The following is a 24558-nucleotide window of genomic DNA, read 5'->3' as shown; positions in this document are numbered from 1 at the left end:
CAGCACCCTGGTCGGCCCGGAGGCCGCCATCGGGAGCAAGCCCCCTCCCACAAGAGGTGTAGATCCCGGTGGTCATCGGGGGCAAGCTCACCTCCCACAGTGTTCAGGGCAACACAGTCCAAATGGCAAACCCGGCATACCACAACACCGCCGCACGCAGCAGCAGCTCCCACAACCGATCCAGGCTATTGATGCCGTCAGCCCCCACCACTGGAGGAGGGATTTCAGCCGCGGCCAGCCCGACCTTTTCCATCAACTGCGCCGCGCTGATGTCCCAGCTCAGCAGTTCGTGGAGCATCACCCGACTGACCCCGACAAAGTTGCCCACCAAAGCAAAGCTCGCCGCCAACAGGCGTACCGGCAACCAGTCAAACGCGTGACGCAACTGCGCGGCACGTTCGGCCACCAAGGGGTTCTGGCTATGTTCGCTGGCCAGCGCCAACAGCCGGTAGGCCAAAGCCGCCACCGGGCCCAGCAGGAAATACCAGAAAATCACCGCAAAAAAGCTCTGGTATGCCTGCCACAACAGATAGCCCTGGACCCGCTCCAGCAATTGCTCGCCACTGTCGGCGCCAAGCTTCAGGTCGCGCTCGGCCACATGCTCGGCGGCTTGCAGGTCACCACGCCGCCAGGCATCACGGAATGGCCCCAGCCCTGCCAATAAATCACCACGGCCCAGGCTATAGATCACCACCAGCATGTGCACAGGTAACGCCAACAGGCCATAGGCCACCGGCTCCAGTACCAACAACAACAGCGCCAGCAACGCTACCGGCAGCAGCACCAGTAGCGTCAGGATCAGCCAGGGTCGCTTGCCCATGCGCGGGCTCGACTCCAGCTTGGCCAGCTCACGCAGCCATCCACCGTCGCGCTGCAACCGCAGGCGCAAGGCCGAGAACTTCTCGATCCACACCGCCAGCACCAACACCAGGAAACTCATTGTTCGTGTCCTCCATCCTGCAGGGCGCCGAGAAAGCGCGCCCAATCAAAAGCGGGGCCCGGGTCAGTCTTGCGCCCCGGGGCGATATCGCTGTGACCACAAATACGTTGGCGAGTGATCTTTGGGTAAGCCTTGAGCAACTGGCGCGTCAGCTCGGTCAGCGCCGCGTACTGGGCATCGGTGAACGGCAGTTCGTCTGTGCCTTCCAGTTCGATCCCCAGCGAGAAATCATTGCACACCTCGCGCCCCTCGAAGCTGGAAATACCGGCGTGCCAGGCCCGGTCCCGGCACGAGACAAATTGCGTCACAGTGCCGTCACGTTCAATCAGAAAATGCGCAGACACGCGTAGGTGGTCGATACCGGCAAAGTAGGGATGCTCTGAAACATCCAGACGATTCTGAAAAAACTCTTGCACCTTGCCCGTGGCGAACTGCGCTGGAGGCAAGCTGATGTTATGCACCACCAACAGCGAGATTTCGCCTTCAGGGCGCTCGTTGAAATTGGGCGACGGGCAATGACGGATGCCCTGGCACCAACCGCTGGCGGGGTCCAACTGCATACAGGCTCCTGAAATGAGACGAGGTGTTACCAGTATGCCGCGTTCCACCCTGCGGTTGCGATCACTTGCCGCGTTTGAGTTGACGCAGGTCGCCCATCACCGCAGCCAGCGCACGCTCGAACAAAGGGCCATCATCCAGCGTGCGCAGCACACCACGCTTGAACGCATGGGCTAATTGGTCGGTAGTTTTTTCCAGAACCTTGAGCCCGGTGCGGCTGACGAAAATACAGGTATTGGCAGGCGGCATGATTGCCGTCAACTTGCAGCGCAGGGCGATTTCCTGATCGTGCTGAAACGCTACCCAGGCGCCGATCTGCAACTGCCTGGCCTTGAGCAGGTCGGGGTCATCATCGGGCAGCGGCGCAACGACGGACGGCGCACCGGTGCCAAGCGTGAAGGACTCACGGACTTCGACCAGCACTTCGCCGCCGTCGCCCCCGCAACACTGAACATGCATGGCCTGCAACCGCCGGAAAAATTCGCGAGTGCTAAAAGAGTCGAACGCCGCAGCGGCCAAACCGTCACGCAACGCCTTGAGCAACGCGGGTAGTTGCTCAAGCAAATGCCGGCCCGCTTCGGTATCTTCCCGCAGGCCGACGCTCCAGATCAACTCATCCAGGGTGCGCAGCGCTGCCTGCCATTGCAGCGACTGTCCGCCATGCTTGAGCATGGCCAATAGCAACACCTGGCTCCAGGCTTGCTGGAGGAATTGCACCACAAACTGCGGCAGAACCTTGCCCGCCAGCCTTCGATCAAGCACCTGCGCCACACGTTGGCGGGCAGCCTCGGTATGCAGGCGCTCCTGCTCGGCCTCTCGGGTATGGCGCTCAAGCAACTCGCTGCGCCTGGATTCATCAGCGGTAAACGCGCTGAATTGCGTCAGTAGCTGGGAGAAAATCGCCGGGTCTTCAACAAACTCATTCAATAAACGCTGCACGACCTGCTCGACACACAGGTACAGAGTATCGCGGGAGGCGTCTTCGGGCGGGCTCCAGCCCATGACGGCGCCCGCGATGTCATTGAGCAAGCGTCGCGCCGGATGGCGCGTGCAACTGAACAGGCTCTTGTCCAGCACGGCGACTTTCAGCAAGGGGATCTGCAAACGGGCGATCAGGCCCTTGAACGCGTCCGGCACGCTGCTATCACCGAGTATGAACGCGAACAGCATAGCGAACAGATTGATTACATCTTCGTCAGCATCTTCCAGGACCCGCGACTTGCCACTCTTGACGCTGACTCGGGTGAGCAGCTGTTCAAGCTGGTTACGCAGGTCGAAATCGTCTTCAGCCTCGGGCTCGGGGACGTACTGCTGCAAATGCGACAGCAGGCGTAGCAGATCACGGGTGGCAATGGGTTGCGGCTCGGCACTGGCTTCGAGGGTCGGCGCCACGCTGCCACGCACGGCTTGCAGTAACTTCTGCAATGCGCTGAACGCTTGCTGGCCGCTTTTATCGAGCGGCGGGTCGACGATCGGCTGGCTGGCGCGTTGGTGTTCCCGGCTGGCGCGCCCGCCGGGACGACGGGATGGCACGGCCTTGAGTTCAGGCAGTACACCAACGGCGACCAGCAGTTGATTGGCTTCGCCATACAACAGGTCCGCGTCACTGAGCACGTATTTTTCAAAGAGCTTGAGCATGATCAGTTTGACGCGGATTTCCACCCCCAGACTGCGCCCTGCCTGCAGGAAAAACTCACAGAGCAGTGCCGGACCCAGTGGGTTGGTATGGTCATCCAGTCGCCGGCCCAGCAATCGGCTCATGCGCGCTTAACTGTCCCAGGGCCAAGCCATCACGATGTCGCACCCGACCGAGCATCGCCTCAAGGGCTACGGCTTTTTCCATATCGTCGGCACTGGTACCGGATACCGCTTCGTAGGACACCACCGGCACCAGGTGCAGATCGCCGCTTCCGGCCTGGCCCAGATTGGCGAAGGCGACAAACAGCTGCTCCATGAACACGCGTTCGAAGTTCTTGCGCTTGAGGCGCAGGTCGCGCATTGCTTCGAAAAAAATATGATGGTCGACGGTGCTTCGGGCCTTGTCAGCCATTTCGAACAGGGTGTCGTCGGCGTTATCGAACAGTTCCTGCAAACCCTGCTGCAATTGTTGCGCGGCCTTGTCACGCACCTGCAGCAACACCACCGGCAGGCGCGCGAGCGGCGATGGCGTGGCCTGTGCCCTGTTGATAGGCACCACCTTTCCGTCATTGTGCATCCTGGCCTCCTGAAACGGCGGTGTTGAGAGGGGCAAAGAACGGGGCAGGCACGGCAGTGCGCTGCAAATAAACCGGCTACCACCTCGACGTCAAAGCTATGACGCCAATTGAAAGGCGCGAGATTATCTTGCAAATGAGGGGGGTTGCGCCAGCAAACTCTGCCTTTACGCTGTAAATGAGCGGCGCGCTGGGTTCGAACGCACGCAGCCCCTATAATCCAGGCACTTTGTTTGTGGAGCCTGTTATGCCGAACCTCCGTCTTGCCGACCTCACCGCCGAAATCGAAGCCAACGTGCGCCGCGCACTGCTGGAAGACATCGGCAGTGGCGATATCACCGCGCAGTTGATCCCCGCCGAACGGCTGGCCAAGGCCACGATCATTACCCGCGAAGCGGCTGTTATTGCCGGTACGGCCTGGGTGGATGCGGTATTTCGCCAACTGGACCCACGGGTGGCCGTGCATTGGCAGGTGGCCGACGGTGAACGTGTGAGCCCCAACCAGGCGCTGTTCCACCTTGAAGGCCCGGCACGCTCGCTGCTCACAGGTGAACGCAGTGCGCTGAATTTTTTGCAGATGCTGTCAGGTGTAGCCACCCGAGCGCAGTTCCTCGCGGACTTTGTCGCCAGTACCCAGGTCAAGCTGCTGGACACTCGCAAGACATTGCCGGGCCTGCGCCTGGCGCAAAAATACGCGGTCACCTGTGGCGGTTGCCACAATCACCGCATCGGGCTGTATGACGCGTTCCTGATCAAGGAAAACCATATTGCCGCCTGCGGTGGCATTGCCCAGGCGATTACGGCCGCCCACAAGATCGCCCCAGGCAAGCCGGTGGAAATCGAAGTGGAAAACCTGGATGAGTTGCGCGAAGCCCTGGCGGCGGGAGCCGACATCATCATGCTCGATGAACTGAGCCTGGTAGACATGCGCGAGGCCGTGCGCTTGAACGCCGGCAAGGCCAAGCTGGAAGCCAGCGGCGGGATCAATGAAAGTACCCTGCTGCCTATCGCTGAAACCGGTGTGGACTTCATCTCCATCGGCGCGATGACCAAGGATGTGAAGGCAGTGGATCTGTCGATGCGCCTCAGTATCTGAGTAGTTGCCAGCTGCAAGCTGCAAGAAGGCTGCGAGACAACTTGCCGCTTGCAGCTTGAAACTCGCGGCTGCTTTTAAACTACAAGATTATTCATCTCGCAGTACTCTTCCCATTCGACGCCCAGCACCTCGGCCGCCTCTTTATGCAAGGCCAACCGCGCAGCTTCGAATTCTTCCGGTGTCGAGGTGTACTTGAGGGTCAACTCCCAAGGCTGGAGGCTCTGGCTCTCTGCCTCATCCTCGAATGCCCACTGAATCTGATCGCGCTGGTCGTCAGCGCTCAGGTCCTTGATCTCTTCTTTAAGCTGCGGCGACTCCTCAAGGTATTGCTTGAGTGCTTCTTCGTGACGCGCTTGCTGGGTTATCTCAGTCGTGGTCATGTCGTTCTCTTGGATCGAGGAATGGGGATGCATCTGGGTCATCAAGGTTGCGCAGATACAAAAGAGCGAGCACGAATGCCGACTCGTCTGGCCTTCAGAACCATTCTGGGATCATCTGAAAACATTGCCTTTGAAGCAGTGGTGCGCTTTTGCCCGAGACAGGAATCGAACCTGCGACCTTCGCGTTACGAGTGCGCTGCTCTACCGGCTGAGCTACACGGGCGGTGGGCTAAAGCTAGCACTGCATTGGTCATGCAGCAACTGACTCGCTCACCGCCCGGCGCCATCACGCGCCGTTGGCAGAGCAGCCCTTGGCAACGTACTGCGGATCCGCTGTGGTAGCACAGGTCCATCCGCTGGTTGCGTTGCGGGTCAAGGTGATGGTCTTGCCGAGCACGGGCGCTGGCGCATCGAGGATTTCACAGCTGATGGAGCCGGCGCCCGAGGCTACATCTCCTGTCACGTCGATCTTGCAATTGGCAGTGGGGCTGTTGCCACCGATCAACGACACAGTGGGCACAGTGCCCTGGTTGATGACGTCTTCATAACCGGCCTTCAACGCGCTGATTTCAGCCAGCCCCGCCGTAAACTTGGCCTTGGCCTGGTGCTTGGTGTACATGGGCAAACCGATCGTGGCCAAAATGCCGATGATTGCCACAACGATCAACAACTCGATCAAGGTAAAGCCTTTTTGACGCATCTCTTTCACTCTCCAGAATAAAACCATGACAAGGCGCGTCCTGCGCCCCGAAGTGTGCAACGGCGCCAGTGTACCCACCACCACGAAGCCCATCGCCTGCAAGACGCACATTCTGACACTTTATCCCATAACACCAGCCGCCCCGAATCCGCCACCTGACTACGCTATAAATTCTTCACTGCCGGGTGCGCAAACCGATATGAACGACACGTCAACGATCTATGCCTGGGAAGGCATCAACCGCAAAGGACGCAGGGTGACCGGGCAAACCGCTGGCGACAGCCTTGCGCTGATCAAGGCACAACTGCGCCAGCAAGGGATCTGCCCCGAGCGTGTGCGCAAGAGGCCTCGATCACGTTCGGCTTTCACCCCGCGAATCCTGCCAGCCGATATCGCCCTGTTTACCCGACAGTTGGCGACCTTGCTCAAAGCCGGGATCCCGCTGCTGCAAGCCTTCGACATCATCAGTGAGGGTTTTGAAAACCAGCAGGTGCGTGAACTGGTCAAGGCGTTGAAACAACAGATCGCCAGCGGCAATAACCTGGCCGCAGCGCTACGCCTGCACCCGCGTTATTTCGATGACCTGTACTGCAACCTGGTAGCTGCCGGAGAACAGGCCGGGGCTCTGGAAACCCTGCTGGAGCGCGTGGCGATTCATCTGGAAAAAAGCCAACAGCTCAAAGCCAGGATCAAAAAAGCCATGACTTACCCTGTCGCAGTCCTGGTAGTCGCGACACTGGTCAGCACAGTGCTGTTGATACACGTCGTGCCTCAGTTCCAGCATCTGTTTGCCGGGGTCGACAGCCAACTGCCCGGGTTTACCCTGGGGATCATTGCCCTGTCCGAGTTCTTGCAACAAGCGTGGTGGATACTCGTGCTGAGCCTGGCCGTGGGGGTGGGCGGGCTGCGCCACGCCTACCGCCGTTACCCTGGCTTTCGCCATTGGCTGCAAGCGAGTTTGTTGAAAGCGCCTCTGGCAGGCAAACTGCTGCAAAAAACCGCCGTCGCCCGCTACGCCCGCACGCTTTCGACCACGTTTGCAGCGGGTGTCCCGCTGGTCCAGGCACTGGGCTCGGTAGCCGGAGCCGTCGGCAATGACCCCTTCAAACAGGCAATCGAACGTATGCGCCACGATGTATCCACAGGCATGCAGTTGAATCAATCCATGCACAGCTGCGGTTTGTTTCCCGGCATGGCGATCCAGATGACTGCCATTGGAGAGGAGTCCGGCACCCTGGACCGGATGCTGGAAAAAGTCGCGAACCACTACGAGTCGGACGTAGACACCCTGGTCGATAACCTCACCAGCCTGATGGAGCCGCTGATCATGGTTGTCCTGGGGGCCATTGTCGGCGCGCTGGTGATTGCGATGTACCTGCCGGTCTTTCAATTGGGTACGGCCTTTTGAGCCTGCTGCTGAGCGAGCTGCACTGGGCGTTTGCCTGCATGGCACTGGTGCTCGGCCTGATCATCGGCAGTTTCATCAACGTGCTGGTCTGGCGCCTGCCCAAAATGCTCGAACGCGAATGGCGTGCCCAGGCCCATGAGGTCCTCGGCCTGCCAACCGAGCCCGCCGGGCCGGTATACAACCTGATGCGCCCGAACTCCTGCTGTCCGCGCTGCAACCAGCCGATTCGGCCCTGGGAAAATATCCCGCTGCTCAGCTTCCTGATGCTCAGGGGTCGTTGCGCCCATTGCCGTGAGCCCATCAGCGTCCGCTATCCCCTGACCGAAGTGACGTGCGCGCTGATCACTGCCGCTGTTGCCTGGCATTTCGGCTTCGGCTGGCAAGCCGCTGCGGTGATGTTGCTGAGCTGGGGCTTGCTGGCCATGAGCCTGATTGACCTGGACCACCAATTGCTGCCGGACGCGCTGGTCCTGCCGCTGCTCTGGCTGGGGCTGGTTATCAACAGTGCTGAACTGCTGGCGACACTGCCCGACGCACTGTGGGGCGCGGTCATTGGCTACATGAGCCTATGGAGCGTGTTCTGGCTGTTCAAGCTGGTCACCGGCAAGGATGGCATGGGCCATGGCGACTTCAAGTTATTGGCATTGCTGGGGGCCTGGGGTGGCTGGCAGATCCTGCCGATGACGTTGCTGATGGCCTCACTGATGGGCGTGTTTGCAGGGCTGATCCTGCTGCGTTTGCGCAAGGTCCAAACGTCGACGCCAATGCCCTTTGGGCCGTGCCTGGCAATTGCCGGCTGGATTGCATTGCTCTGGGGTGGTCAAATAACCGACTTCTATTTGCAGTCTGTCGGTTTCAGATGACCACTTCTGTCGCAACACCCTGGATTCTTGGCCTCACAGGCGGCATTGGCAGCGGCAAAAGCGCTGCGGCCGAGCACTTTATCGACCTGGGCATCGACCTTGTGGACGCCGATCATGCTGCCCGCTGGGTCGTCGAACCCGGGCGGCCGGCACTGGCGCGCATTGCCGAGCATTTCGGCGACGGCGTGCTGCAACCCGACGGCCAGCTGGATCGCGCCGCGCTGCGCAAACTGATCTTTGAGGTACCGCAAGAACGTTTGTGGCTGGAAGCCTTGCTGCACCCGCTGATTGCCGAGGAAATTCGCAGCCACCTGGCACGCGCCCAGTCGCCTTACGCGATCCTGGTGTCACCGCTGCTGATCGAGTCCGGCCAATACAGCATGACCCAGCGCATCCTGGTGATCGACGTGCCGCAATCGCTGCAGATTCAGCGTACCCTGCAGCGCGATGGCATCAGCGAACAACAGGTGCAGGCGATTCTCAAGGCTCAATCGAGCCGCGAAGACCGCCTGAACCATGCCGATGACGTGCTGGTCAACGATAAGGACCTTGCCTGGCTGCACGGCGAGGTCGAGCGACTGCACCACTTTTACCTTACTTTGCGTGGAGGCCGATCATGAGCCAACCCTTGACCGTCGACTGCCCAACCTGCGGTGCACCCGTGGAATGGAAAGCGACCAACCTCAACCGGCCGTTCTGCTCGGACCGTTGCAAGCTTATCGACCTGGGTGCCTGGGCCGCTGAAGAACACAAGATTCCGGTGGCCCCGGACGCTGAAGATGAACTGTTTTCCGAAGACCTGCCGCCGCGCCACTAAGGCCGCATAAAGGCATATTCCTGCTGGTCGTCGAGGTTTTCTGCAAGGTATTGCAACTCGTCGGCCAGGTCTTCAAAACTGCGTACACCCTTGCTTTGCTGCACCACCGCACTGAGCATGGCGCGCAAGGTCAAGCCGGGGTCAAAACCGATTTCCTGCGCTGCGTCCTGGCTTCTGCGCAACTCCTGCCGTGCCCACTCGTACACACTCATGATCGGTGCTCCAGAAAAAATTTTGCAGAGCATGGACCTGCGCCGGTGCCCGGCATTTGACCTGGATCAACGCCGTGAATCGTCGTCCTTCCAGGGGGCCGAGAGATAGCGAGTTCGGTTGAAGGTCTCCAGCCATTCCGGGCAAAACACCACCAACGCGCTGACGACCATGCCGTTGATAAAGGCTTCGGGGAAGATGATCAGCCACAGGTAACCTACAAAGTCCTCCAACCATTCCGGCATCGCAAAGCGGCCGTCCAACCACAACAGGCCCAGGCCGACCAACAGGCACAACAATGCCGACAGCGCCGCCGCAAAAAAACCGGAACAGAAGATATACACAAAGGGGTTTCGCGGTTGCGCCCGTTCGACCAACAGCGCGCAGCTTTCGGTGACCAGCACCGGCAGCCCGACCAGAAGCAGGCCGTTGACGCCAAGGGCGGCCAGATCCTGGCGCCCCAGCAGCATCAAGCCGAACTGTGCAGCAAACCCACCGACGATTGCCAGCGGCCAATCCAGCAGCAAGGTCACGGCGGTCATGCCGATAAAGTGGTACGAGACCCCGGTATCGAAATCCCGGCGCACCAGCCACAGCATAAACAACGCGAACACCGTACCGAACAGCAAATGCTGGCGCCGTCGGTCGGCGAACAATTCGACCCAAGGCGAGCGCAACGTCGCCCACATCACCACCGGCGCATATAACAGCCAGCCAATGCCGAGGGTCGATGGCGCCAGAACAGCTGCACTGATCACGGATGCACTACCTTTATAAAAAGCCTCACCACACACCTCATCCTTGGGCCTGCTGCCAGGTGACCAGTCTACACCCGCGTTTTAAAGCAGGACTTCCTGTGGTCATCATTTGAACGCTAAGCTGGGAATATGGATGACTCAGATTATTTGCGCCTGCTCACCGTAGCAGCCGAACAAGCCAATGCGTTTCTGTCCAATGCCCGCAAATGGGAGCGTGAGCGTTGGGTCTGCCAGCGCCTGCTGCAGGGCTTGAATGTGCCCTACCGCGTCGAAGAGTTTCACGCTGCGGGCCAGGAGCCGCCGGATGTGTTGTTTCGCGACGCCAGTTTCGAGGTGTTTTTCGTGCTGGACGAGGGGCGCCGCCTGAACGACGAATGGCGCGATGAATTGCTGCGCAGGCGTAGCGCGTTCTCTTTGAGCCAACTGGTGCGGCGCGAAGCCAAGCCACGACGCATTCCCGCCCATGAGTTTTTGTTGCGCCTGGCACCGACACTGCGCAAAAAAGCACATAACTACAAAGAACGCGGCATGGACCTGGGGGAGCTGGACCTTATCGCTTTCACCAGCCTCAAACGCGAAGTGCTGGACCTCAACAGCCACTTTCCGCCGCCAACCGAATACCTGCGCCAGGGCTGGCGCTCACTGTCACTGGTGGGGCCAACCTTCGCGCGCGTACTGTTCGCACACCCGGACGCGCCGGACTTCTTGCGCAACAACCTGGGCCGCAGCATAGTGTTCGATGTGGGCATCAGCCTTTGAACCCTTGGCTGTAACGTGGCGCCCTTTTGCAACGTCTACCTGACGAGGCCTTTATGACCAGCCGCCTGAACCCCGATGACCAACAGCATGTCCAAGAGTACCTGCAACTCTCCCAGCACAGAGTCGAGCGCAAGCCTTTCCGGCCATGGCTGCTCCTTTGTGTGGTGCTGGTAGTGGTGATCGGGCTCGGCGTGCTGAGCCGCCTATTGAGTTACCTGACGCTATGAGCTGCCTGGCGCTCGCGGGGGTAACTGCTCCGATTTCTTTTAGCCTTGCGAGATATCCCCATGACCCATCGTATTATTATCGTCGGCGGCGGCGCCGGCGGCCTGGAGTTGGCTACCCGCCTGGGTAAGACTCTGGGCAAGCGCGGCAAGGCCAGCATCACGCTGGTGGACGCCAACCTGACTCACATCTGGAAGCCTCTGCTGCACGAAGTGGCTGCCGGCTCGCTGAACTCTTCGGAAGACGAACTCAATTATGTCGCCCAGGCAAAATGGAACCACTTCGAGTTCCAGCTTGGGCGCATGAGTGGGCTTGACCGTGAACAGAAGAAAATCCAGCTGGCCGCCACCCTCGATGAAGAAGGCCGCGAGCTGGTGCCCGCGCGCGTACTGGGCTATGACAGCCTGGTCATTGCCGTAGGCAGCACCACCAACGACTTCGGCACCGAGGGTGCGGCGCAGCATTGCCTGTTCCTCGATACCCGCAAGCAAGCCGAGCGCTTCCACCAACAACTGCTCAACCACTACCTGCGCGCCCATGCCGGACAAACCGATGCCGTTGAACAAATCAGCGTGGCCATCGTCGGTGCCGGCGCCACCGGGGTGGAGCTGGCCGCCGAGCTGCATAACGCAGCCCATGAACTGGCTGCCTATGGCCTGGACCGCATCAAACCGGAAAACATGCATATCACCCTGATCGAAGCCGGCCCGCGGGTATTGCCTGCCCTGCCAGAGCGGATCGGCGGCCCAGTGCATAAAACCCTGGAAAAACTCGGGGTGACCGTGCTGACCAACTCGGCGGTCAGCGAAGTAACCGCCGACGCACTGATTACCAGCAGCGGCCAAGTGATTCCCGCCAGCCTCAAGGTATGGGCGGCCGGGATCCGCGCACCGGGTTTTCTCAAAGACATCGATGGCCTGGAAACCAACCGCATCAATCAGCTTCAGGTGCTGCAAACACTGCAAACCACTCGCGATGAAAACATCTTCGCCTTTGGCGATTGTGCCGCCTGCCCGCAACCGGGCACCGACCGCAATGTGCCCCCACGAGCCCAGGCCGCGCATCAGCAGGCTTCGTTGTTGGCCAAGTCGCTGAGATTGCGCATTGAAGGCAAGGATCTGCCGACCTACAAGTACACCGACTACGGCTCGCTGATCTCGCTGTCGCGGTTCTCGGCGGTAGGTAACCTGATGGGTAACCTGACTGGCAGCGTGATGCTGGAGGGCTGGTTGGCGCGGATGTTCTATGTGTCGCTGTACCGTATGCACCAGATGGCGCTGTACGGCTTCTTCCGCACGGCGATGCTGATGCTGGGCAGCAAGATTGGGCGAGGCACAGAACCGCGCCTCAAACTCCACTAACAACGCATAACACCTGTGGGAGGGGGCTTGCTCCCTCCCACATTTGTTTTGCGGAGAATTCAAGATTCGCGCGCGCAAAAAAAATCCCCGTATCTTTCGATACGAGGATTTTTAATATGGTCGGGGTAAGGGGATTCGAACTCCTGACATCCTGCTCCCAAAGCAGGCGCGCTACCGGACTGCGCTATACCCCGGTAAAAAAAAGGCGACCTTTCAGTCGCCTTCTTCGATCAGCGCTTTTGGCCTCTGATCTTAAGATTCGATTCCAGCCTGAACTGGTCTCAAAAATGGTGGGTCGTGTGGGATTCGAACCTACGACCAATTGGTTAAAAGACAATTGGTTTTAGTGCTTCGTAGCTCAGGATCGTGTTCGCTACACATAGCTGTTTCCGTGGCCTCGCAGCCTCTAATGAACCCACATTAGAGGCTCCAAACCATGAAAATCTCTGCGGTCGTTTCGACCAAAGGCGGCGTAGGCAAAACTACTATCGAGGCCAACCTTGGCGCTTTCTGCGCGGACGCGGGCCTTCGCACACTCCTTATCGACCTTGATCCTGCACAGCCCTCCCTTTCTTCGTATTACCAATTGGTCGATGAAGCCCAAGGCGGCATCTACGACCTGCTAGCGTTCAATATCACCGACTCAGCCAAGATCATATCCAGTACAGCGATCCCAAACCTGTCGTTGGTGATCTCCAATGACATCAACAACCAACTGAACAGCCTTCTCCTGCAAGCTCCCGACGGACGGTTGCGACTCGCCAACCTGATGCCGGCATTCAAAGATCATTTCGACCTGGTACTGATTGACACTCAGGGCGCCAGATCGGCCATGCTCGAAATGGTGGTCCTAGCCTCTGATTTGGTGATATCCCCACTTCCGCCCAATATGCTCGCTGCGCGGGAGTTCAGCCGGGGAACCATGCAGATGTTGGATGGCCTGCGCGCCTATGGGCGCCTAGGCATGAAAATCCCTCCCGTGCGGATCGTCGTCAACAATCTCGACCAAACCACCGACGCGCAAATGATCGAGCAGTCGGTACGGGAAATTTTCCAGGACAATGACGAAATCAACGTCCTGGATAGCGTCGTCCCCAGCGCAGTGGTGTTTCGTAGCGGTTCTTCCCTGGGCGTCCCAGTACACCGCCTGGAATACCGGCAGCCTTCCAACCGCATATCCCCGGCAGCCCTAGTCGTCATCCGCCGTTTGGCCATTGAGCTTTTCCCAGAATGGCGTGACCGCTTCGAGGCCATGACCGAGGAAAAGGTAGCCAACTTGGTGAGGGAGGGTCGTTGAAATGGCGAAGCCCTCCATTACCGACGCCCGCAGCATTACTGCAGATCTCATCCTAGAGGTTGGCAAGTACTACAGCGCTCAACAATTGCGGAGCTTGCAAGCCAAGCTCAGTGGAACCGCTCGAGAAATCAGAGCCCTGACAAGCGGTTGCCATCTACCCGGTCGGATTGGCGCTCAATTGAGCGTTGAACAGCTTCAGCTTTTGCAAGACGCCGCGAAGCTAATCGAGTCAGTGAACTCGAACATAAAGCACGCGAAGGAAAAGCGCGGCCGCGACGAAAGCCAAGCCAAACGGCGTCAGCAAGGTCGATATGCCGAAGCCAAACGTCTGGTAGCTGAAACATATCTAGAACCTTTTGTTCCTGAGTCAACGGCTTTGGACCCTCTCCTAGATATTCTTAAAACAGCGCTGACGCTCAATCGCGCAGACGTTTTCAGGAATGGTTATTCCCCAAGGGAGTTCAATCTCAGGCTCCGTGATTACCTATCGCCTGCCAGAACTCGAAAGCTTATTGGCTGGACCAGCCCAAGTGCCTTTTGGATAAGCACGGTTCTCTCTCTGCGTAATGACGTTGTGCAAACTGTTGAGCAAGAGATTGCTTACGACGATGGCTCGAGTGTTCAAAACCGTCTTGACGCCTTGAAACAGAAGGTTGCGGACTGTCTTGCCCACACTCACCTCTCTGCTGATGAGGAAGAAACACTTCGCCTGTGGTCAGAGGCGCTCTCCCCCCGCCTTCAACAGGGAGGGGACGACTAATGGACAAGCAAAAAGTCCTCAGCAAGGTCGCCAAACTCATGGCGCTTGCCAAATCACAAGGCGCTGCCCCAAACGAAGTGGAAATTGCACTTCGCCAAGCGCGCCATTTGATGAAGCAGTACAACCTGGAACACACCGAAGTCGCTGCCCATACAATCGAAGAAGCCATTGTGGGTACCAAAACCCGTCGGGCACCGCAGGACTGGCTGCACAACCTGGCTTCAATCTGCTCCCAAGCCTTCGATTGCAGCCACTTGGCGTATTTCAATCCGTTACTTGGCTGGTGCTTCAAGTTCTTGGGGAAAGGTATTTCACCCGAGCTGGCAGCTCACACCTATTCATCGCTGCATCACCAGCTTGTCGCAGCCCGACGAGCTCATGTTGCCCAGCAGAAGCGCTGCCAACTGAAAACCAAACGTCACCGCGGCCAACTGTTTGCCGAGGGCTGGCTCAATGCCGTCGCCTCAAAGGTGAACCAGTTTGCAGGCGGGATAGACGAAAACACTGCGCTGGAGATCCAAGCCTACCTGGAATGGCACCATCCAAAACTAACACTAGCCATTATCAAGCCCATCGAAGCCAAAGGTCATGACACCCACTCTTTGCAAGCGGGATGGGACCAGGGCAAGCATGCCAGGTTGCATCGTGGTGTTGGACAGCAGTCACAAGGAGCCCTTGGGCATGGGGTGAGCCAATGAGAACTCATTCGCTTTCACCTTTGGCCATGGCGGCGCTGGAACAAGCCAGATCCCAACTTGGGCTTGCCTCGGTTCACAAACACCATGTTTGGAGTGAGGCAGAAGAGCGCACGCTCATTGCCCGCTATCCCGATGAACCGACTCAGGTCCTAGCCGCTGAATTGGGGCTCAGCGTCTATCAGGTCTATGCCAAAGCCAAACGGCTGGGTTTGAGCAAAAGCACCGAGTTTCTTCGCAGTAGTCTCTGTGGCCGGCTTGACGGCAAGTTGGGCGCTGAATTCCGATTTCCAAAGGGATCCGTCCCATGGAATAAGGGCCTCAAGGGGCTCCCCTCCTCTGGCCGCATGACTCAAACGCAGTTTAAGGAGGGGAATAAACCAGGGATCTGGCTCCCTGTTGGCAGCCTGCGCACGACTCCTGACGGCTATCAGCAGAAGAAAGTTACCGATACCGGTTATCCACCCGTTGACTGGAAAGCGGTGCACGTACTGCTCTGGGAGGAGCATCACGGACCAGTCCCTTTAAACATGTGCGTGTGCTTCAAGGACGGCAACAAGGCCCATATAGCCCTGAATAACCTGGAGTTGCTGACGAGGGCAGAACGCATGCGTCGTAACACCATTCATCGGTATCCGGAAGAGCTGAAATCCGCAATACGCGCTATCGGCAAACTCAAACGCACCATCCGGGAGGTTGAAAATGAAGAACAAGATTGAAGATCTACGTAATCACCTGTTCGTCGCGATCGAGAGCCTCCTGGACCCGGAAAAACCAATGGAAATTGAACGGGCTAAAGCGGTAGCGGAAGTTGCTCAGGTCATGATCAATTCAGCGAAGGTTGAAGTCGACATGGTCAAAGCCCTAGGGGCACGCAACGGGAGTGGTTTTCTTCAGATAGGTCAGGAGTCAGGGAAATGAATCACCTTGACCTCTCACCTCCCTACTCCGTAGAGGCTGAACAAGGTGTGTTAGGTGGGCTACTGCTCGACAACAACACCTGGGATCTCGTCGCGGACAAACTGGATGCCTCTGATTTTTTCCGACACGACCATCGGTTGCTGTTCCGGACAATGACAAGCCTTGCTGACAAGTCCATTCCGTTCGACATCGTCACCGTCCACAACGCGTTGGAGGAGCCAGACGAAGCCGGAGGGCTGAGCTATCTGGGCGAGCTGGCCAAAAACACGCCGTCTGTAGCCAACATCGAGCATTACGCATCCATCGTGCGTAATCGCTCTCGGCTCAGACAGCTCATGTCCCTTGGATACCAATGCTCTCGCGAGGCGACAGACCCGTTGGCAAGTGCGGAGGATGTTCAAGAATCAATTGAACAGCAACTGTTCGCTCTGGGTGAAGGCAAGAGCGCAACGGAATTCGTAAATATCAACCAATGCCTGACGAACGTCGTCGAACAAATAGACGAACACTTCAACGGCAATATCACCGTGACCGGCCTTCCTTCAGGCCTGGAGGACCTGGACGAGCTGACGTCGGGTTTTCAAGAAGCCGACCTGATCATCCTCGGCGCGCGCCCGTCTATGGGGAAGACCTCTCTGGCCTTGAACTTCATAGATACGGCTCTGCAGGCAAAGCTTGATCGTACAGTTCAGGTTTTCAGCATGGAAATGCCGGCCAAAGCCCTGATGTATCGATTGATGGGGATCCTAGGCCATATCGATCTGGGCAGGCTATTGAAGGGCAAGCTCGATGATGATGATTGGCCGAAGCTGACTGCAGCGGTTTCTCGTATTAATGGCTATGGAGAGCGGCTGGTCATCGACGACTCATCAGCGCTCACGCCTGCAGTAATCAGAGCTAAATCTCGTCGAGCAGCTCGTCGCTTCGGACACCCGAGCTTGATCCTGATCGATTACCTGCAGCTCATGCGCTGCCCAGGTCAGGAAAACAGGGCCAACGAGATCAGCGCTATATCACAGTCCCTCAAGGCCCTAGCGAAAGAGATGAATTGCCCGGTGGTTGCGCTTTCCCAGCTCAACCGGGAGTTGGAGCGACGGCCAAATAAGCGCCCGATCAACGCAGACCTGCGTGATAGCGGTGCGATTGAACAGGACGCTGACCTGATTATGTTCGTCTACCGGGACGAGGTGTACCACCCTCAGAGCGAACACAAAGGCATTGCAGAAATCATTCTCGGCAAGGCGCGTAACGGCCCAACTGGGACCGTCCGAACAGCCTTCATCGCCAACCAGACCCGATTTGCCAACCTCAGTCCCAACGCCGGCTGGCAGGGGGCACAACAATGAAAAACCATTTCTCACTCAGAGCAGAGCTACAGCCTGATTCGGAAAAACAGTTGAGCGCCGAACAAATCAGGATACGCGACCTAGTTTGCTCTACAGACCACTCTGCTTTTTTGAAGCGGCTGTTCAGCCCGGGGGTTCAAAAAGCGCTGTATTCGCGTGCGGTGATCGACTTTGTTATCGCATACGGTAAAGCGACAGATGCTCACCTACCGATCGTGAGATCAGCAGGTGAAAAAGCTTATGACGTGAAAATTGCCCAAGGTTTCTCGCTAGAAGACGCTGAACAAGCTGCCTACACCACCAGGCTCAATGAGTACTTAAAGGTCCCTTTGCCCCCGTTTCCAAGAGGTGGAGCGCCTTCATCAGGTGCATCAAAGGCTCTCTGTATCCCTCCATCACGAGAGGATTCTGACCAAGTTCTCCTAGACGCTGGGGAGCAGTCGCAATGAATCCATCACAGGTTTGCTTGAACAGTTCTCGCGTACGACTATCGGTGGCCAGCACGTTACCGATGATTTTCAACGCATCGCAAATCCCGGCCTGCATTGCGCTGGCGTACAACTCGTTGGGGTTTAGCTCTTCTCCCGGTCTTTTCATGCCGGACCTCCAGAGGTCAGTAGTTTGCGTGTGGAAACCAAACTCTACCACTGGATGCGTCCGGCACCTTTCACCCTCAGCGTTCAACCCCAGCGCCCTATCGCTGCCGAGTGCTTCTTGTACGTCACCCGTTATACCTCAAGGAGGCCAGCCATGATCCGGCTCACTCATTGGTGCCATCAATGCGATAGCCACCACCCGACACATCGTGTGCGCAGCGTCGTACAGGCCCCAGTATCCCTCGACGGCGAAGTAGACGTGCTTATCTGCCCTAACTGCAATAGCTATGACATCGAGGAGCTTCAGGAGGTGTCGGATGCACAGTAGCGTCGAGCTATTTCCTAGTATTCATGCCAGTGCCGTGTACGAAGCTTCTGCCGTGGCTCAAGCCCATAAGTCTGGGATCAACCCAGTGGAGCTCGACGCAATAGCTCAAGCGATCGGCCGTCTTGCTCGTGACCACAGCACCGTGGTCCCAATGAGCATGCGCGAGGATCTGCTGGAGTTTGAGAAGCTCGGCTACGTGGAGCTTACCAACACGCCCAGCGCAACAATTACCGTTGAACTGCTCTGCGCGGGCGCCTTGCTATCCAGCTACTTCTGGTCGGTTTGGGTGCCCCGCCACCTCCAAAGCTGCTCGCTCAAAGTGGCCGTCATGTCTCACCTACAACACCCCGCGGAAGTTCAGCACTGCAGCGTGGTGTTCCGCGTGCCTGGAGCACGTGAGGCTACGCGTCACTTTTTGCATGAGCTCGGTACCAAGTTTCCTGGCGACCAGGCTGAAATCATCGCGATCCAGGCCGGTAACGTTCTGGCAGACAAGGATGCAGAGCTATGACCACCAATCTCCTACGCGGAAAAAGCGAGAGCCTTCGTGTACTCGTGAAGTTTGCTGAAGCGAATGGCTGGACGGTGTCTCGCACTCAAGGTGGCCACATCAAGTTCACGAAAGCTGGCCTTGGATCGATTTACACCTCATCAACCGCAAGCGATTACCGCTCAGGCATCAACGCCAAAGCCCGTATTCGTCGTGCTGATCGAGCTCAAACCCTACACTCGCAGGAGGCAATCTAATGCCTATCCGTCATTGCATCGTCCACCTGATCGACAAAAAACCCGACGGCACACCTGCTGTTCTCCAGGCACGCGATTCGGAGCTATCCGAATCGGTCGCCATTGAGGACATGCTTGCCAACCTCAACGAGAGCTATAACGCCAAACAAGGCAAGGCCTGGGGTTTTTTCCATGCCGAGTCCGGCGCGCACCCGTTTAGCGGCTGGTTAAAGCAGTACTTTGAAGGTGGCCAGGACTTCACCGCCTTCAGCCACACGGCGGTCGAGCATCTGCAAAAGCTGATGGAAGAATCCAACCTCTCCACCGGTGGCCACGTACTGTTTGCCCATTACCAGCAAGGCATGACCGACTACCTAACTGTCGCCCTGCTCCATCACAGTGAAGGCGTGGTGGTTACTGACGACCTGGACGTCACTCCTTCACGCCACCTGGACGTTGGCCAGTTGCACCTTGCGGCGCGTATCAACTTGTCCGAGTGGCAGAACAACAAGCAGTCCAAGCAGTACATCTCGTACATCAAAGGCAAGAACGGTAAGAAGATCTCGGGGTATTTCAGCGACTTCATTGGCTGCATGGAAGGCGTCGACGGCCCGGGCGAAACCCGCACCCTCCTTAAGGCGTTCAGCGACTTCGTTGAAAACGAAGACCTGCCAGACGAATCGGCCCGCGAGAAAACCAAGGCCCTGGTGGACTACGCCACCAGCCAGGCCAAGCTCGGTGAACCCATGGGCCTGGAGGAACTGTCGGGCTTGATCGATGAAGATCGTCCCAAGGCGTTCTACGACCATATCCGCAATAAGGACTACGGCCTGTCGCCGGAAATCCCCCTGGACAAACGCACTCTCAACCAATTCCGTCGGTTCACCGGCCGTGCCGAAGGCTTGTCCATCAGTTTTGAAGCGCATCTGCTAGGGGACAAGATCGAGTACGACGAGGCGTCCAATTCATTAGTCATCAAGGGGTTACCTACCCAACTCACTGATCAGTTGAAACGTCGCTGAACACACTTTCTACCCTAGGCATCGGAGCCCACCATGAGTAACAAACCAAAGCGTCTGCATGAAGAAAAATTCGTTATTCGCCTTCCCGACGGGATGCGCGAACGCATTGCGTTGGAAGCACGTGACAACGCCAGGTCGATGAACTCAGAAATTGTTTATCGGCTGGAGACAACTGCCGAACTTGAAGCCGCTCTGGATCGTGCTTTGAAAATCATTGACCAGCTCTTGGCGGCAAGCCCGGCTTACGAGCAGCCAGGAGCCAGAGTATGAAAGCGTCTTTGGCCCAGACCATGAAAGATAAGCTGTTGCTGCCGGCGTTTGAATCGAAGTCGCCGGTGGCAGAGCGAATGAGTGACCCCATCGTCGATACCCCCATGCTGTTGACCCTCGACGAAACGCTGCCGTATGACGAAAACCCAAGGACGACGCGTAACCCCAAGTACGATGAAATTAAAGAGTCGATACGGAATCGGGGTCTCGATACGCCACCTCCCGTAACCCGTAAACCTGGGGAAAATAAGTACCGGATCCGCAACGGCGGCAACACGCGTCTGGCAATTTTAAACGAGTTGTATCGTGAGACCGGCGACGAGAAGTATTTCAAATTCCACTGCCTATTTCGCCCCTGGGACGCCGTTCGGGGCGAAATCATCTCGCTCACCGGCCACTTGGCTGAAAACGACCTGCAAGGCCAGCTCCTGTTCATTGAGCGAGCTATTGGTGTCGATAAAGCAAAAGTGTTGTATGAGGCTGAAGCTGGAGAATCGATTTCTCAACGTGAACTTGCAAGACGACTGGCCGCTGATGGATATCCAGTTTCACAATCACACATCAGCAAAATGCTGGAAACAATCCGACACTTACTGCCTGCTGCTCCAAACCTGCTTTATTCAGGGCTTGGAGTAGACCGTATTACGAGACTTCTAGCATTACGCAAAACAGCCCTTCAGTGCTGGGATCGCAATTATCAAGAGCAGGAGCAGGAGCAGCACCTTGATTTCGATACGCTTTTCCAAGATGTACTGTCCCAGTTTGAGGGCGACGCTGAAGAATTTCTATTCCAGCGATTTCAGGACGAATTGATAGATCAGCTTAAAAAGCCGCTGAACCTCGGCTACGAGCAGATACTGTTGGAAATCACTCAGAACCAGGACCAATTGCGCCGGTCTACGCCGGTTCTTGAGCTGCCACAGTACCCTGCATCGCAATTTGAGGGGGGGACTCAACTTAACGTTTCAAACAATGGCATTGAGTCTAATCAGAACACTCTACAACTACCCACTACTACTTCGGGGGGCAGCACACATAAGACGACGCCCTCCAAAGAGAGTCCTTCACCTCAAAGGGTGCAACAGCAACTGGCACCTGCTCCGCAGGAGCAAATGAGCCCACAAGAGCGCCAAGCACGTATCGATGGGCACGTTGCGAGCCCTGTGAAGACTTCTCCCAGAGTCGACAAGATGAAACGGGAGCTCGCTGCGCTTGACGGTGAGGTCTTGCCCGACTTCGCCTCCAATGCCTTGGTGGCCATCCCTGTTCAAGCTGGCGGGCTCAATCCCATTTCTGACCTTTGGTACATCGAACGCGAAATAGACAATACCGCGACCCTGCGTCAGCACATCGCTCAATTGGCTCGCGAAATAGCCAGCTCGGTCAAAGCCCCAGGTCAATTTATCGATATCGATGGTGGCGTCGGGTTCAGCTACCGACACCCCGAAGCGGAAGTCGAAATTACTGCCACAGCCCAACATACCTTGACGCTGCTCCAGTCTTTGAGCGGCTCGATGGCCATCGTACTGAAAATGATTCAGCAGCAACCCGAGCTTCAAATCGACGCGTTGGCTGAATTCGAGTTCGCAGCCGGGCTGGGCCAGATCTTACTGGGTCAGCCTCACACAAAAGATCAGCCCCCTGAAAGTGAATGCCGTCTCAGCGACGGCGCTCTAGTGAAGCTGTTCCGCATTATTCGTCTCGCAAGACGTTTGATTGACCTGGAAATCCAGTCAGTCGCCAACAACGGTCCGAATTCAGCCAGTTAACACACGGACTCTACGAGGGGGAGTCGTCATGTCCAAAACACCAATAAATGAAGCAATCCTGTCACAGGTGCTTCATCACATGCGTAATGGTCAACTTCGGCGCTGCATCGAAATGGGCCTGGAGCCAGAGATATTGGCTCAGCTCCAACAACCTTCAGTACTGAGCTTGCTGCTTAACACTCCCGTGTCTTGGTGCAACGTCACCATTGATGGGGACATGGTAAAAAAACTACTGTCAGGCGCGCAGCGTTCTGATGAAGAAGTGCGCATGATTGAACGTGCGCTGCGACTTGGCGCGACCACTCAAATGCTGCAACAGTTCTTCGGGCTGTCTCCGCAGGATGTGGCACTTCAACGCCTCATGATCGGCGTGACGGCACGTCGTGGCCGTTGGCGCGAATTCAGTGAGGAGATGGACGCTCAGCTTTGGTACCGATGGACGCACCTAATGCAAGAGCATCAGGTAGAGCTTGGCGACAGTCTCGCGTTGCTGGACATCGCCATGTTAGTCGCCGAGGAACTCAATGCTCCACAGGATACTAGCCCAGATGAAACCCACGAAAACCTCAGCCTGGCCATCATCTGGCATCGCATTCAGTCCTGGATAAAGGAAGGGCTTTACCCTCCTGCAAACCCTGGCCTTCCGAGAAGGCTACAGCTTGTGTCTTCTCAACGACTTGCACAGCCTGCAGCGACATCGGTGGAAGGTGACTCTGTATTATGAGGTTGTCTCGGCTCCCCTTGTCGACGCTTTTAGACTCGGCCTCGGGTCACCTTGAAGCTCACTTGCTTCAGAAAAAAGAGTCGGCGCCTCCGGGGATTGAAGGGTCTTCCCCCTACTCCGGAATTATTTTCAGCGGGAACCCACACGAAACGGTACCTCGCCGATTGCTTTTGGATGATCGCTTAACCCCGCTTGAAAGAAACACCTGGCAGGTATTTCGCCTACTGATCAATGACGACGGCCTTACGGCGTTCCCTACCTATGACCAACTGCGGCCATATTTGGGTATGCAACCCGGTAGGCCTGCCTCACGTGAAACTGTATCAAAAGCATTAGTCACCTTACGTCTCACCCGTTGGCTTAGCCTTGGGCGACGGGTGCGCAATGACCTGAGTGGACAAGTGCAAGGCAACGTCTACCTGCTTCATGACGAACCGGTCACACCGGCCGAAGCTCTAGAGTTCGACAAGGACTACTTGCAGCTACTCGCGCAGTCAATGCAGCACCAGACCAAGGTGATTCGCGAAGTAGCGGAAATTGCCTGGAAGGAATTTGCAGCTGATCCTGACGTTGGCCAACGCTTACCTAGCAGGCTGGACATCATCGAATCCCGCATGAATAGCCAGGCTTGGACCAAAGCGCAGGCGCCAGTCGTACCTAAAGCGACTGAGTTCGGAATCCGAACTCAGCAAAATATAGCTCTATCTCCACTGAGTTCGGATACCGAACTCAGTGAAAAAGGCGAAGAGCGAATCGCTTTGGAGCAGAGTTCGGATGCCGAACTCAGCCGTAAATCACTGAGTTCGGGCTTAGTTCGGCATCCGAACTCATATAGAACGTATACAGATACACACAAAGATGTTTGTAAAAGCTCTGTACATGTACCGCCCGCACCAAACGACATCGCTGCCGATTTGCTCGGTGCACTGCATCGACTACCGGTCGAGCAAAAACAGAACGCGGTCCTGGCGCTCCAAAAGGTTCCAGCAGAATTGAAAACGGCGCTCATCAAACAATGGGTCCATCGCTGTGACTCGGGAGGGGTCCGAAACCCGCTTGGATACTTGATGACACTAGTCGGCATGGCCGTTCGCGGCGATTTCAACAGCCAATGGAACCCTGACGACAAGGCAAAAGCGAGCCCCGGGCCTCAAGACGCTTCAGCCCCGCCAGAGGGCGCAGAGCAGCCGACGAAGACGGTAACTCAGCCGCGTAGCCCTGAGTCGATACAAACCGCGAAACACACACTCAGCGGAATGTTGCATTTGCTGAAACCGAGTCGGGGGACAAACCCATGAAGCCGGGAGGAAAACTAGCTTATCGAAAAGTTGCGACCCGCAACGCCCAGTTAAAATCTGGCATCCGTACCGCAAACACATCAAGTGATGTGGCCCGCATCACCCAATCGGTATCCGGCATCGATGACGGCGCTCTTGCGAGTGATTCGGCCCGAATCACTCTGGCAAGATCCCACATTGGTGGTGAACTTCCTGCAAGTGATGTCGGCTACATCACCCAGCCAACATCCGACAGCGTTGCTGGCAGTCACGCGTGCGATTCGGCCCGAATCACCTCGGCAGACTCCCGGATCGTTGCTGACAGTCACGCAAGTGATTCGGCCCGAATCACTCTGGCAAGATCCCACACTGGTGGTGAACTTCCTGCAAGTGATGTCGCCTACGTCACCCAGCCAACATCCGACATCGTTGCTGACAGTCACGCAAGTAATTCGGCCCGCATCACTTTGGCAAGATCCCACACTGGTGGTGAACTTTCTGCAAGTGATGTCGCCGACATCACCCAGCCAACATCCGAC

Annotated in this window: 29 protein-coding genes, 2 tRNA genes and 1 pseudogene; 23 read left to right on the top strand and 9 right to left on the bottom strand. The window is 57.1% G+C overall.

Annotated features, from left to right (window positions below; translation table 11 throughout):
• Nucleotides 1-103: 103 nt before the first annotated feature.
• From ampE to E4O98_RS09290, 3 genes and pseudogenes are all read right to left on the bottom strand, one after another.
• Nucleotides 104-940 carry a regulatory signaling modulator protein AmpE gene (ampE, locus tag E4O98_RS09300; RefSeq protein WP_032877836.1) on the bottom strand — a complete coding sequence of 279 codons (837 nt, stop codon included), beginning with the start codon at nucleotides 938-940 and terminating at the stop codon, nucleotides 104-106.
• Nucleotides 937-1500, bottom strand: coding sequence for a 1,6-anhydro-N-acetylmuramyl-L-alanine amidase AmpD (ampD, locus tag E4O98_RS09295; RefSeq protein WP_005784693.1), 564 nt, complete (start codon nucleotides 1498-1500; stop codon nucleotides 937-939). Before ampD ends, ampE begins: the two co-directional genes overlap by 4 nt.
• 61 nt (nucleotides 1501-1561) lie before the next feature.
• Nucleotides 1562-3713: pseudogene (locus E4O98_RS09290) on the bottom strand (DUF1631 domain-containing protein).
• A gap of 245 nt (nucleotides 3714-3958) precedes the next feature.
• Here E4O98_RS09290 and nadC point away from each other — a divergent pair.
• Nucleotides 3959-4807, top strand: a complete 849-nt coding sequence (nadC, locus tag E4O98_RS09285; RefSeq protein ID WP_032877839.1) for a carboxylating nicotinate-nucleotide diphosphorylase — start codon at nucleotides 3959-3961, stop codon at nucleotides 4805-4807.
• A 74-nt stretch (nucleotides 4808-4881) separates the two neighbouring features.
• Here nadC and E4O98_RS09280 read toward each other — a convergent pair whose 3' ends face one another.
• From E4O98_RS09280 to E4O98_RS09270, 3 genes are all read right to left on the bottom strand, one after another.
• On the bottom strand, nucleotides 4882-5187 hold the full coding sequence (locus E4O98_RS09280) for a DUF6388 family protein (protein WP_032877840.1): 306 nt from the start codon (nucleotides 5185-5187) through the stop codon (nucleotides 4882-4884).
• 150 nt (nucleotides 5188-5337) lie between these two features.
• Nucleotides 5338-5410: transfer RNA gene (locus tag E4O98_RS09275), tRNA-Thr, on the bottom strand.
• Nucleotides 5411-5473: 63 nt separating this feature from the next.
• Nucleotides 5474-5887, bottom strand: a complete 414-nt coding sequence (locus tag E4O98_RS09270) for a pilin (protein WP_005784685.1) — start codon at nucleotides 5885-5887, stop codon at nucleotides 5474-5476.
• 199 nt (nucleotides 5888-6086) lie between these two features.
• Here E4O98_RS09270 and E4O98_RS09265 point away from each other — a divergent pair, with 199 nt between their 5' ends.
• From E4O98_RS09265 to yacG, 4 genes are read left to right on the top strand one after another with little or no spacing between them, the layout of a single operon-like run.
• The gene (locus tag E4O98_RS09265) at nucleotides 6087-7295 is read left to right on the top strand and encodes a type II secretion system F family protein (protein ID WP_248134814.1); all 1209 of its coding nucleotides are present in this window, start codon (nucleotides 6087-6089) and stop codon (nucleotides 7293-7295) included.
• Nucleotides 7292-8158 (top strand): A24 family peptidase, encoded by an 867-nt coding sequence (locus tag E4O98_RS09260; RefSeq protein WP_282445096.1) that lies wholly within the window; start codon nucleotides 7292-7294, stop codon nucleotides 8156-8158. The genes E4O98_RS09265 and E4O98_RS09260 overlap by 4 nt, the downstream gene beginning before the upstream one ends.
• Complete coding sequence (gene coaE, locus E4O98_RS09255; RefSeq protein ID WP_148853444.1) at nucleotides 8155-8778, top strand: dephospho-CoA kinase; 624 nt, start codon at nucleotides 8155-8157, stop codon at nucleotides 8776-8778. Before E4O98_RS09260 ends, coaE begins: the two co-directional genes overlap by 4 nt.
• Nucleotides 8775-8975: a DNA gyrase inhibitor YacG gene (gene yacG / locus E4O98_RS09250; protein ID WP_003188437.1), complete on the top strand. Its 201-nt coding sequence runs from the start codon at nucleotides 8775-8777 to the stop codon at nucleotides 8973-8975. The genes coaE and yacG overlap by 4 nt, the downstream gene beginning before the upstream one ends.
• On the opposite strand, the gene E4O98_RS09245 is transcribed toward yacG, so the two are convergent.
• Entirely contained in the window at nucleotides 8972-9187 is a 216-nt protein-coding gene (locus E4O98_RS09245) for a hypothetical protein (protein WP_003171680.1), read from the bottom strand. The genes yacG and E4O98_RS09245 overlap by 4 nt on opposite strands.
• 66 nt (nucleotides 9188-9253) lie before the next feature.
• A complete protein-coding gene (locus tag E4O98_RS09240; RefSeq protein WP_148853443.1) occupies nucleotides 9254-9943 on the bottom strand; it encodes an energy-coupling factor ABC transporter permease in 690 nt (229 codons plus the stop codon).
• A gap of 129 nt (nucleotides 9944-10072) precedes the next feature.
• On the opposite strand from E4O98_RS09240, the gene E4O98_RS09235 reads away from it, so the two are divergent.
• The 3 genes from E4O98_RS09235 to E4O98_RS09225 are packed head-to-tail and all read left to right on the top strand — an operon-like array spanning nucleotide 10073 to nucleotide 12288.
• Nucleotides 10073-10702 (top strand): DUF1780 domain-containing protein, encoded by a 630-nt coding sequence (locus tag E4O98_RS09235; RefSeq protein ID WP_003188431.1) that lies wholly within the window; start codon nucleotides 10073-10075, stop codon nucleotides 10700-10702.
• A gap of 53 nt (nucleotides 10703-10755) precedes the next feature.
• Nucleotides 10756-10929, top strand: a complete 174-nt coding sequence (locus E4O98_RS09230; RefSeq protein WP_005784671.1) for a DUF3094 family protein — start codon at nucleotides 10756-10758, stop codon at nucleotides 10927-10929.
• Nucleotides 10930-10989: 60 nt separating this feature from the next.
• Complete coding sequence (locus E4O98_RS09225) at nucleotides 10990-12288, top strand: NAD(P)/FAD-dependent oxidoreductase (protein WP_078820261.1); 1299 nt, start codon at nucleotides 10990-10992, stop codon at nucleotides 12286-12288.
• 117 nt (nucleotides 12289-12405) lie between these two features.
• Here E4O98_RS09225 and E4O98_RS09220 read toward each other — a convergent pair.
• A tRNA-Pro gene (locus E4O98_RS09220) sits at nucleotides 12406-12482 on the bottom strand.
• A 242-nt stretch (nucleotides 12483-12724) separates the two neighbouring features.
• Between E4O98_RS09220 and E4O98_RS09215 the strand changes: the two genes are divergently transcribed.
• From E4O98_RS09215 to E4O98_RS09145, 15 genes are all read left to right on the top strand, one after another.
• Complete coding sequence (locus E4O98_RS09215; RefSeq protein ID WP_122365585.1) at nucleotides 12725-13585, top strand: ParA family protein; 861 nt, start codon at nucleotides 12725-12727, stop codon at nucleotides 13583-13585.
• A 1-nt stretch (nucleotide 13586) separates the two neighbouring features.
• Nucleotides 13587-14345, top strand: coding sequence for a hypothetical protein (locus E4O98_RS09210; RefSeq protein WP_122365584.1), 759 nt, complete (start codon nucleotides 13587-13589; stop codon nucleotides 14343-14345).
• Nucleotides 14345-15043 (top strand): DUF2786 domain-containing protein, encoded by a 699-nt coding sequence (locus E4O98_RS09205; RefSeq protein WP_248134812.1) that lies wholly within the window; start codon nucleotides 14345-14347, stop codon nucleotides 15041-15043. The genes E4O98_RS09210 and E4O98_RS09205 overlap by 1 nt, the downstream gene beginning before the upstream one ends.
• Complete coding sequence (locus tag E4O98_RS09200; protein ID WP_248134810.1) at nucleotides 15040-15759, top strand: HNH endonuclease signature motif containing protein; 720 nt, start codon at nucleotides 15040-15042, stop codon at nucleotides 15757-15759. Before E4O98_RS09205 ends, E4O98_RS09200 begins: the two co-directional genes overlap by 4 nt.
• Nucleotides 15743-15961: a hypothetical protein gene (locus E4O98_RS09195; protein ID WP_032877851.1), complete on the top strand. Its 219-nt coding sequence runs from the start codon at nucleotides 15743-15745 to the stop codon at nucleotides 15959-15961. The genes E4O98_RS09200 and E4O98_RS09195 overlap by 17 nt, the downstream gene beginning before the upstream one ends.
• Nucleotides 15958-17307, top strand: coding sequence for a replicative DNA helicase (dnaB, locus tag E4O98_RS09190; RefSeq protein WP_248134809.1), 1350 nt, complete (start codon nucleotides 15958-15960; stop codon nucleotides 17305-17307). Before E4O98_RS09195 ends, dnaB begins: the two co-directional genes overlap by 4 nt.
• Nucleotides 17304-17756, top strand: coding sequence for a hypothetical protein (locus E4O98_RS09185; RefSeq protein WP_220381608.1), 453 nt, complete (start codon nucleotides 17304-17306; stop codon nucleotides 17754-17756). Before dnaB ends, E4O98_RS09185 begins: the two co-directional genes overlap by 4 nt.
• 464 nt (nucleotides 17757-18220) lie before the next feature.
• Nucleotides 18221-18742 carry a hypothetical protein gene (locus tag E4O98_RS09180; RefSeq protein WP_248134807.1) on the top strand — a complete coding sequence of 174 codons (522 nt, stop codon included), beginning with the start codon at nucleotides 18221-18223 and terminating at the stop codon, nucleotides 18740-18742.
• Nucleotides 18739-18978, top strand: a complete 240-nt coding sequence (locus tag E4O98_RS09175) for a type II toxin-antitoxin system HicA family toxin (RefSeq protein ID WP_248134804.1) — start codon at nucleotides 18739-18741, stop codon at nucleotides 18976-18978. Before E4O98_RS09180 ends, E4O98_RS09175 begins: the two co-directional genes overlap by 4 nt.
• On the top strand, nucleotides 18978-19979 hold the full coding sequence (gene yejK / locus E4O98_RS09170; RefSeq protein WP_248134803.1) for a nucleoid-associated protein YejK: 1002 nt from the start codon (nucleotides 18978-18980) through the stop codon (nucleotides 19977-19979). The genes E4O98_RS09175 and yejK overlap by 1 nt, the downstream gene beginning before the upstream one ends.
• Before the next feature lie 33 nt (nucleotides 19980-20012).
• On the top strand, nucleotides 20013-20249 hold the full coding sequence (locus E4O98_RS27650) for an Arc family DNA-binding protein (protein ID WP_032877856.1): 237 nt from the start codon (nucleotides 20013-20015) through the stop codon (nucleotides 20247-20249).
• The gene (locus E4O98_RS09160) at nucleotides 20246-22018 is read left to right on the top strand and encodes a ParB family protein (protein ID WP_248134801.1); all 1773 of its coding nucleotides are present in this window, start codon (nucleotides 20246-20248) and stop codon (nucleotides 22016-22018) included. The genes E4O98_RS27650 and E4O98_RS09160 overlap by 4 nt, the downstream gene beginning before the upstream one ends.
• A gap of 28 nt (nucleotides 22019-22046) precedes the next feature.
• Nucleotides 22047-22742: a DUF2857 domain-containing protein gene (locus E4O98_RS09155; protein ID WP_008437329.1), complete on the top strand. Its 696-nt coding sequence runs from the start codon at nucleotides 22047-22049 to the stop codon at nucleotides 22740-22742.
• Nucleotides 22739-24040, top strand: coding sequence for an STY4528 family pathogenicity island replication protein (locus tag E4O98_RS09150; RefSeq protein WP_248134799.1), 1302 nt, complete (start codon nucleotides 22739-22741; stop codon nucleotides 24038-24040). Before E4O98_RS09155 ends, E4O98_RS09150 begins: the two co-directional genes overlap by 4 nt.
• On the top strand, nucleotides 24037-24558 hold a 522-nt coding region (locus E4O98_RS09145), incomplete at its 3' end, for a hypothetical protein (RefSeq protein WP_248134797.1). The genes E4O98_RS09150 and E4O98_RS09145, both read left to right, overlap by 4 nt.

The organism is Pseudomonas sp. W2Jun17, from assembly GCF_023127795.1.
Lineage (GTDB): Bacteria > Pseudomonadota > Gammaproteobacteria > Pseudomonadales > Pseudomonadaceae > Aquipseudomonas > Aquipseudomonas synxantha_A.
Note: the sequence above shows the minus strand (reverse complement) of the source record. Positions and strands in the feature narration are given on the sequence as shown.

Bases quoted from the DNA above. Each gene is read 5' to 3' on its own strand.
- ampE (WP_032877836.1), bottom strand. From the start codon at position 940: ATGAGTTTCCTGGTGTTGGTGCTGGCGGTGTGGATCGAGAAGTTCTCG.
- ampD (WP_005784693.1), bottom strand. From the start codon at position 1,500: ATGCAGTTGGACCCCGCCAGCGGTTGGTGCCAGGGCATCCGTCATTGC.
- nadC (WP_032877839.1), top strand. From the start codon at position 3,959: ATGCCGAACCTCCGTCTTGCCGACCTCACCGCCGAAATCGAAGCCAAC.
- E4O98_RS09280 (WP_032877840.1), bottom strand. From the start codon at position 5,187: ATGACCACGACTGAGATAACCCAGCAAGCGCGTCACGAAGAAGCACTC.
- E4O98_RS09270 (WP_005784685.1), bottom strand. From the start codon at position 5,887: ATGCGTCAAAAAGGCTTTACCTTGATCGAGTTGTTGATCGTTGTGGCA.
- E4O98_RS09265 (WP_248134814.1), top strand. From the start codon at position 6,087: ATGAACGACACGTCAACGATCTATGCCTGGGAAGGCATCAACCGCAAA.
- coaE (WP_148853444.1), top strand. From the start codon at position 8,155: ATGACCACTTCTGTCGCAACACCCTGGATTCTTGGCCTCACAGGCGGC.
- yacG (WP_003188437.1), top strand. From the start codon at position 8,775: ATGAGCCAACCCTTGACCGTCGACTGCCCAACCTGCGGTGCACCCGTG.
- E4O98_RS09245 (WP_003171680.1), bottom strand. From the start codon at position 9,187: ATGAGTGTGTACGAGTGGGCACGGCAGGAGTTGCGCAGAAGCCAGGAC.
- E4O98_RS09235 (WP_003188431.1), top strand. From the start codon at position 10,073: ATGGATGACTCAGATTATTTGCGCCTGCTCACCGTAGCAGCCGAACAA.
- E4O98_RS09230 (WP_005784671.1), top strand. From the start codon at position 10,756: ATGACCAGCCGCCTGAACCCCGATGACCAACAGCATGTCCAAGAGTAC.
- E4O98_RS09225 (WP_078820261.1), top strand. From the start codon at position 10,990: ATGACCCATCGTATTATTATCGTCGGCGGCGGCGCCGGCGGCCTGGAG.
- E4O98_RS09215 (WP_122365585.1), top strand. From the start codon at position 12,725: ATGAAAATCTCTGCGGTCGTTTCGACCAAAGGCGGCGTAGGCAAAACT.
- E4O98_RS09210 (WP_122365584.1), top strand. From the start codon at position 13,587: ATGGCGAAGCCCTCCATTACCGACGCCCGCAGCATTACTGCAGATCTC.
- E4O98_RS09205 (WP_248134812.1), top strand. From the start codon at position 14,345: ATGGACAAGCAAAAAGTCCTCAGCAAGGTCGCCAAACTCATGGCGCTT.
- E4O98_RS09200 (WP_248134810.1), top strand. From the start codon at position 15,040: ATGAGAACTCATTCGCTTTCACCTTTGGCCATGGCGGCGCTGGAACAA.
- E4O98_RS09195 (WP_032877851.1), top strand. From the start codon at position 15,743: ATGAAGAACAAGATTGAAGATCTACGTAATCACCTGTTCGTCGCGATC.
- dnaB (WP_248134809.1), top strand. From the start codon at position 15,958: ATGAATCACCTTGACCTCTCACCTCCCTACTCCGTAGAGGCTGAACAA.
- E4O98_RS09185 (WP_220381608.1), top strand. From the start codon at position 17,304: ATGAAAAACCATTTCTCACTCAGAGCAGAGCTACAGCCTGATTCGGAA.
- E4O98_RS09180 (WP_248134807.1), top strand. From the start codon at position 18,221: ATGCACAGTAGCGTCGAGCTATTTCCTAGTATTCATGCCAGTGCCGTG.
- E4O98_RS09175 (WP_248134804.1), top strand. From the start codon at position 18,739: ATGACCACCAATCTCCTACGCGGAAAAAGCGAGAGCCTTCGTGTACTC.
- yejK (WP_248134803.1), top strand. From the start codon at position 18,978: ATGCCTATCCGTCATTGCATCGTCCACCTGATCGACAAAAAACCCGAC.
- E4O98_RS27650 (WP_032877856.1), top strand. From the start codon at position 20,013: ATGAGTAACAAACCAAAGCGTCTGCATGAAGAAAAATTCGTTATTCGC.
- E4O98_RS09160 (WP_248134801.1), top strand. From the start codon at position 20,246: ATGAAAGCGTCTTTGGCCCAGACCATGAAAGATAAGCTGTTGCTGCCG.
- E4O98_RS09155 (WP_008437329.1), top strand. From the start codon at position 22,047: ATGTCCAAAACACCAATAAATGAAGCAATCCTGTCACAGGTGCTTCAT.
- E4O98_RS09150 (WP_248134799.1), top strand. From the start codon at position 22,739: ATGAGGTTGTCTCGGCTCCCCTTGTCGACGCTTTTAGACTCGGCCTCG.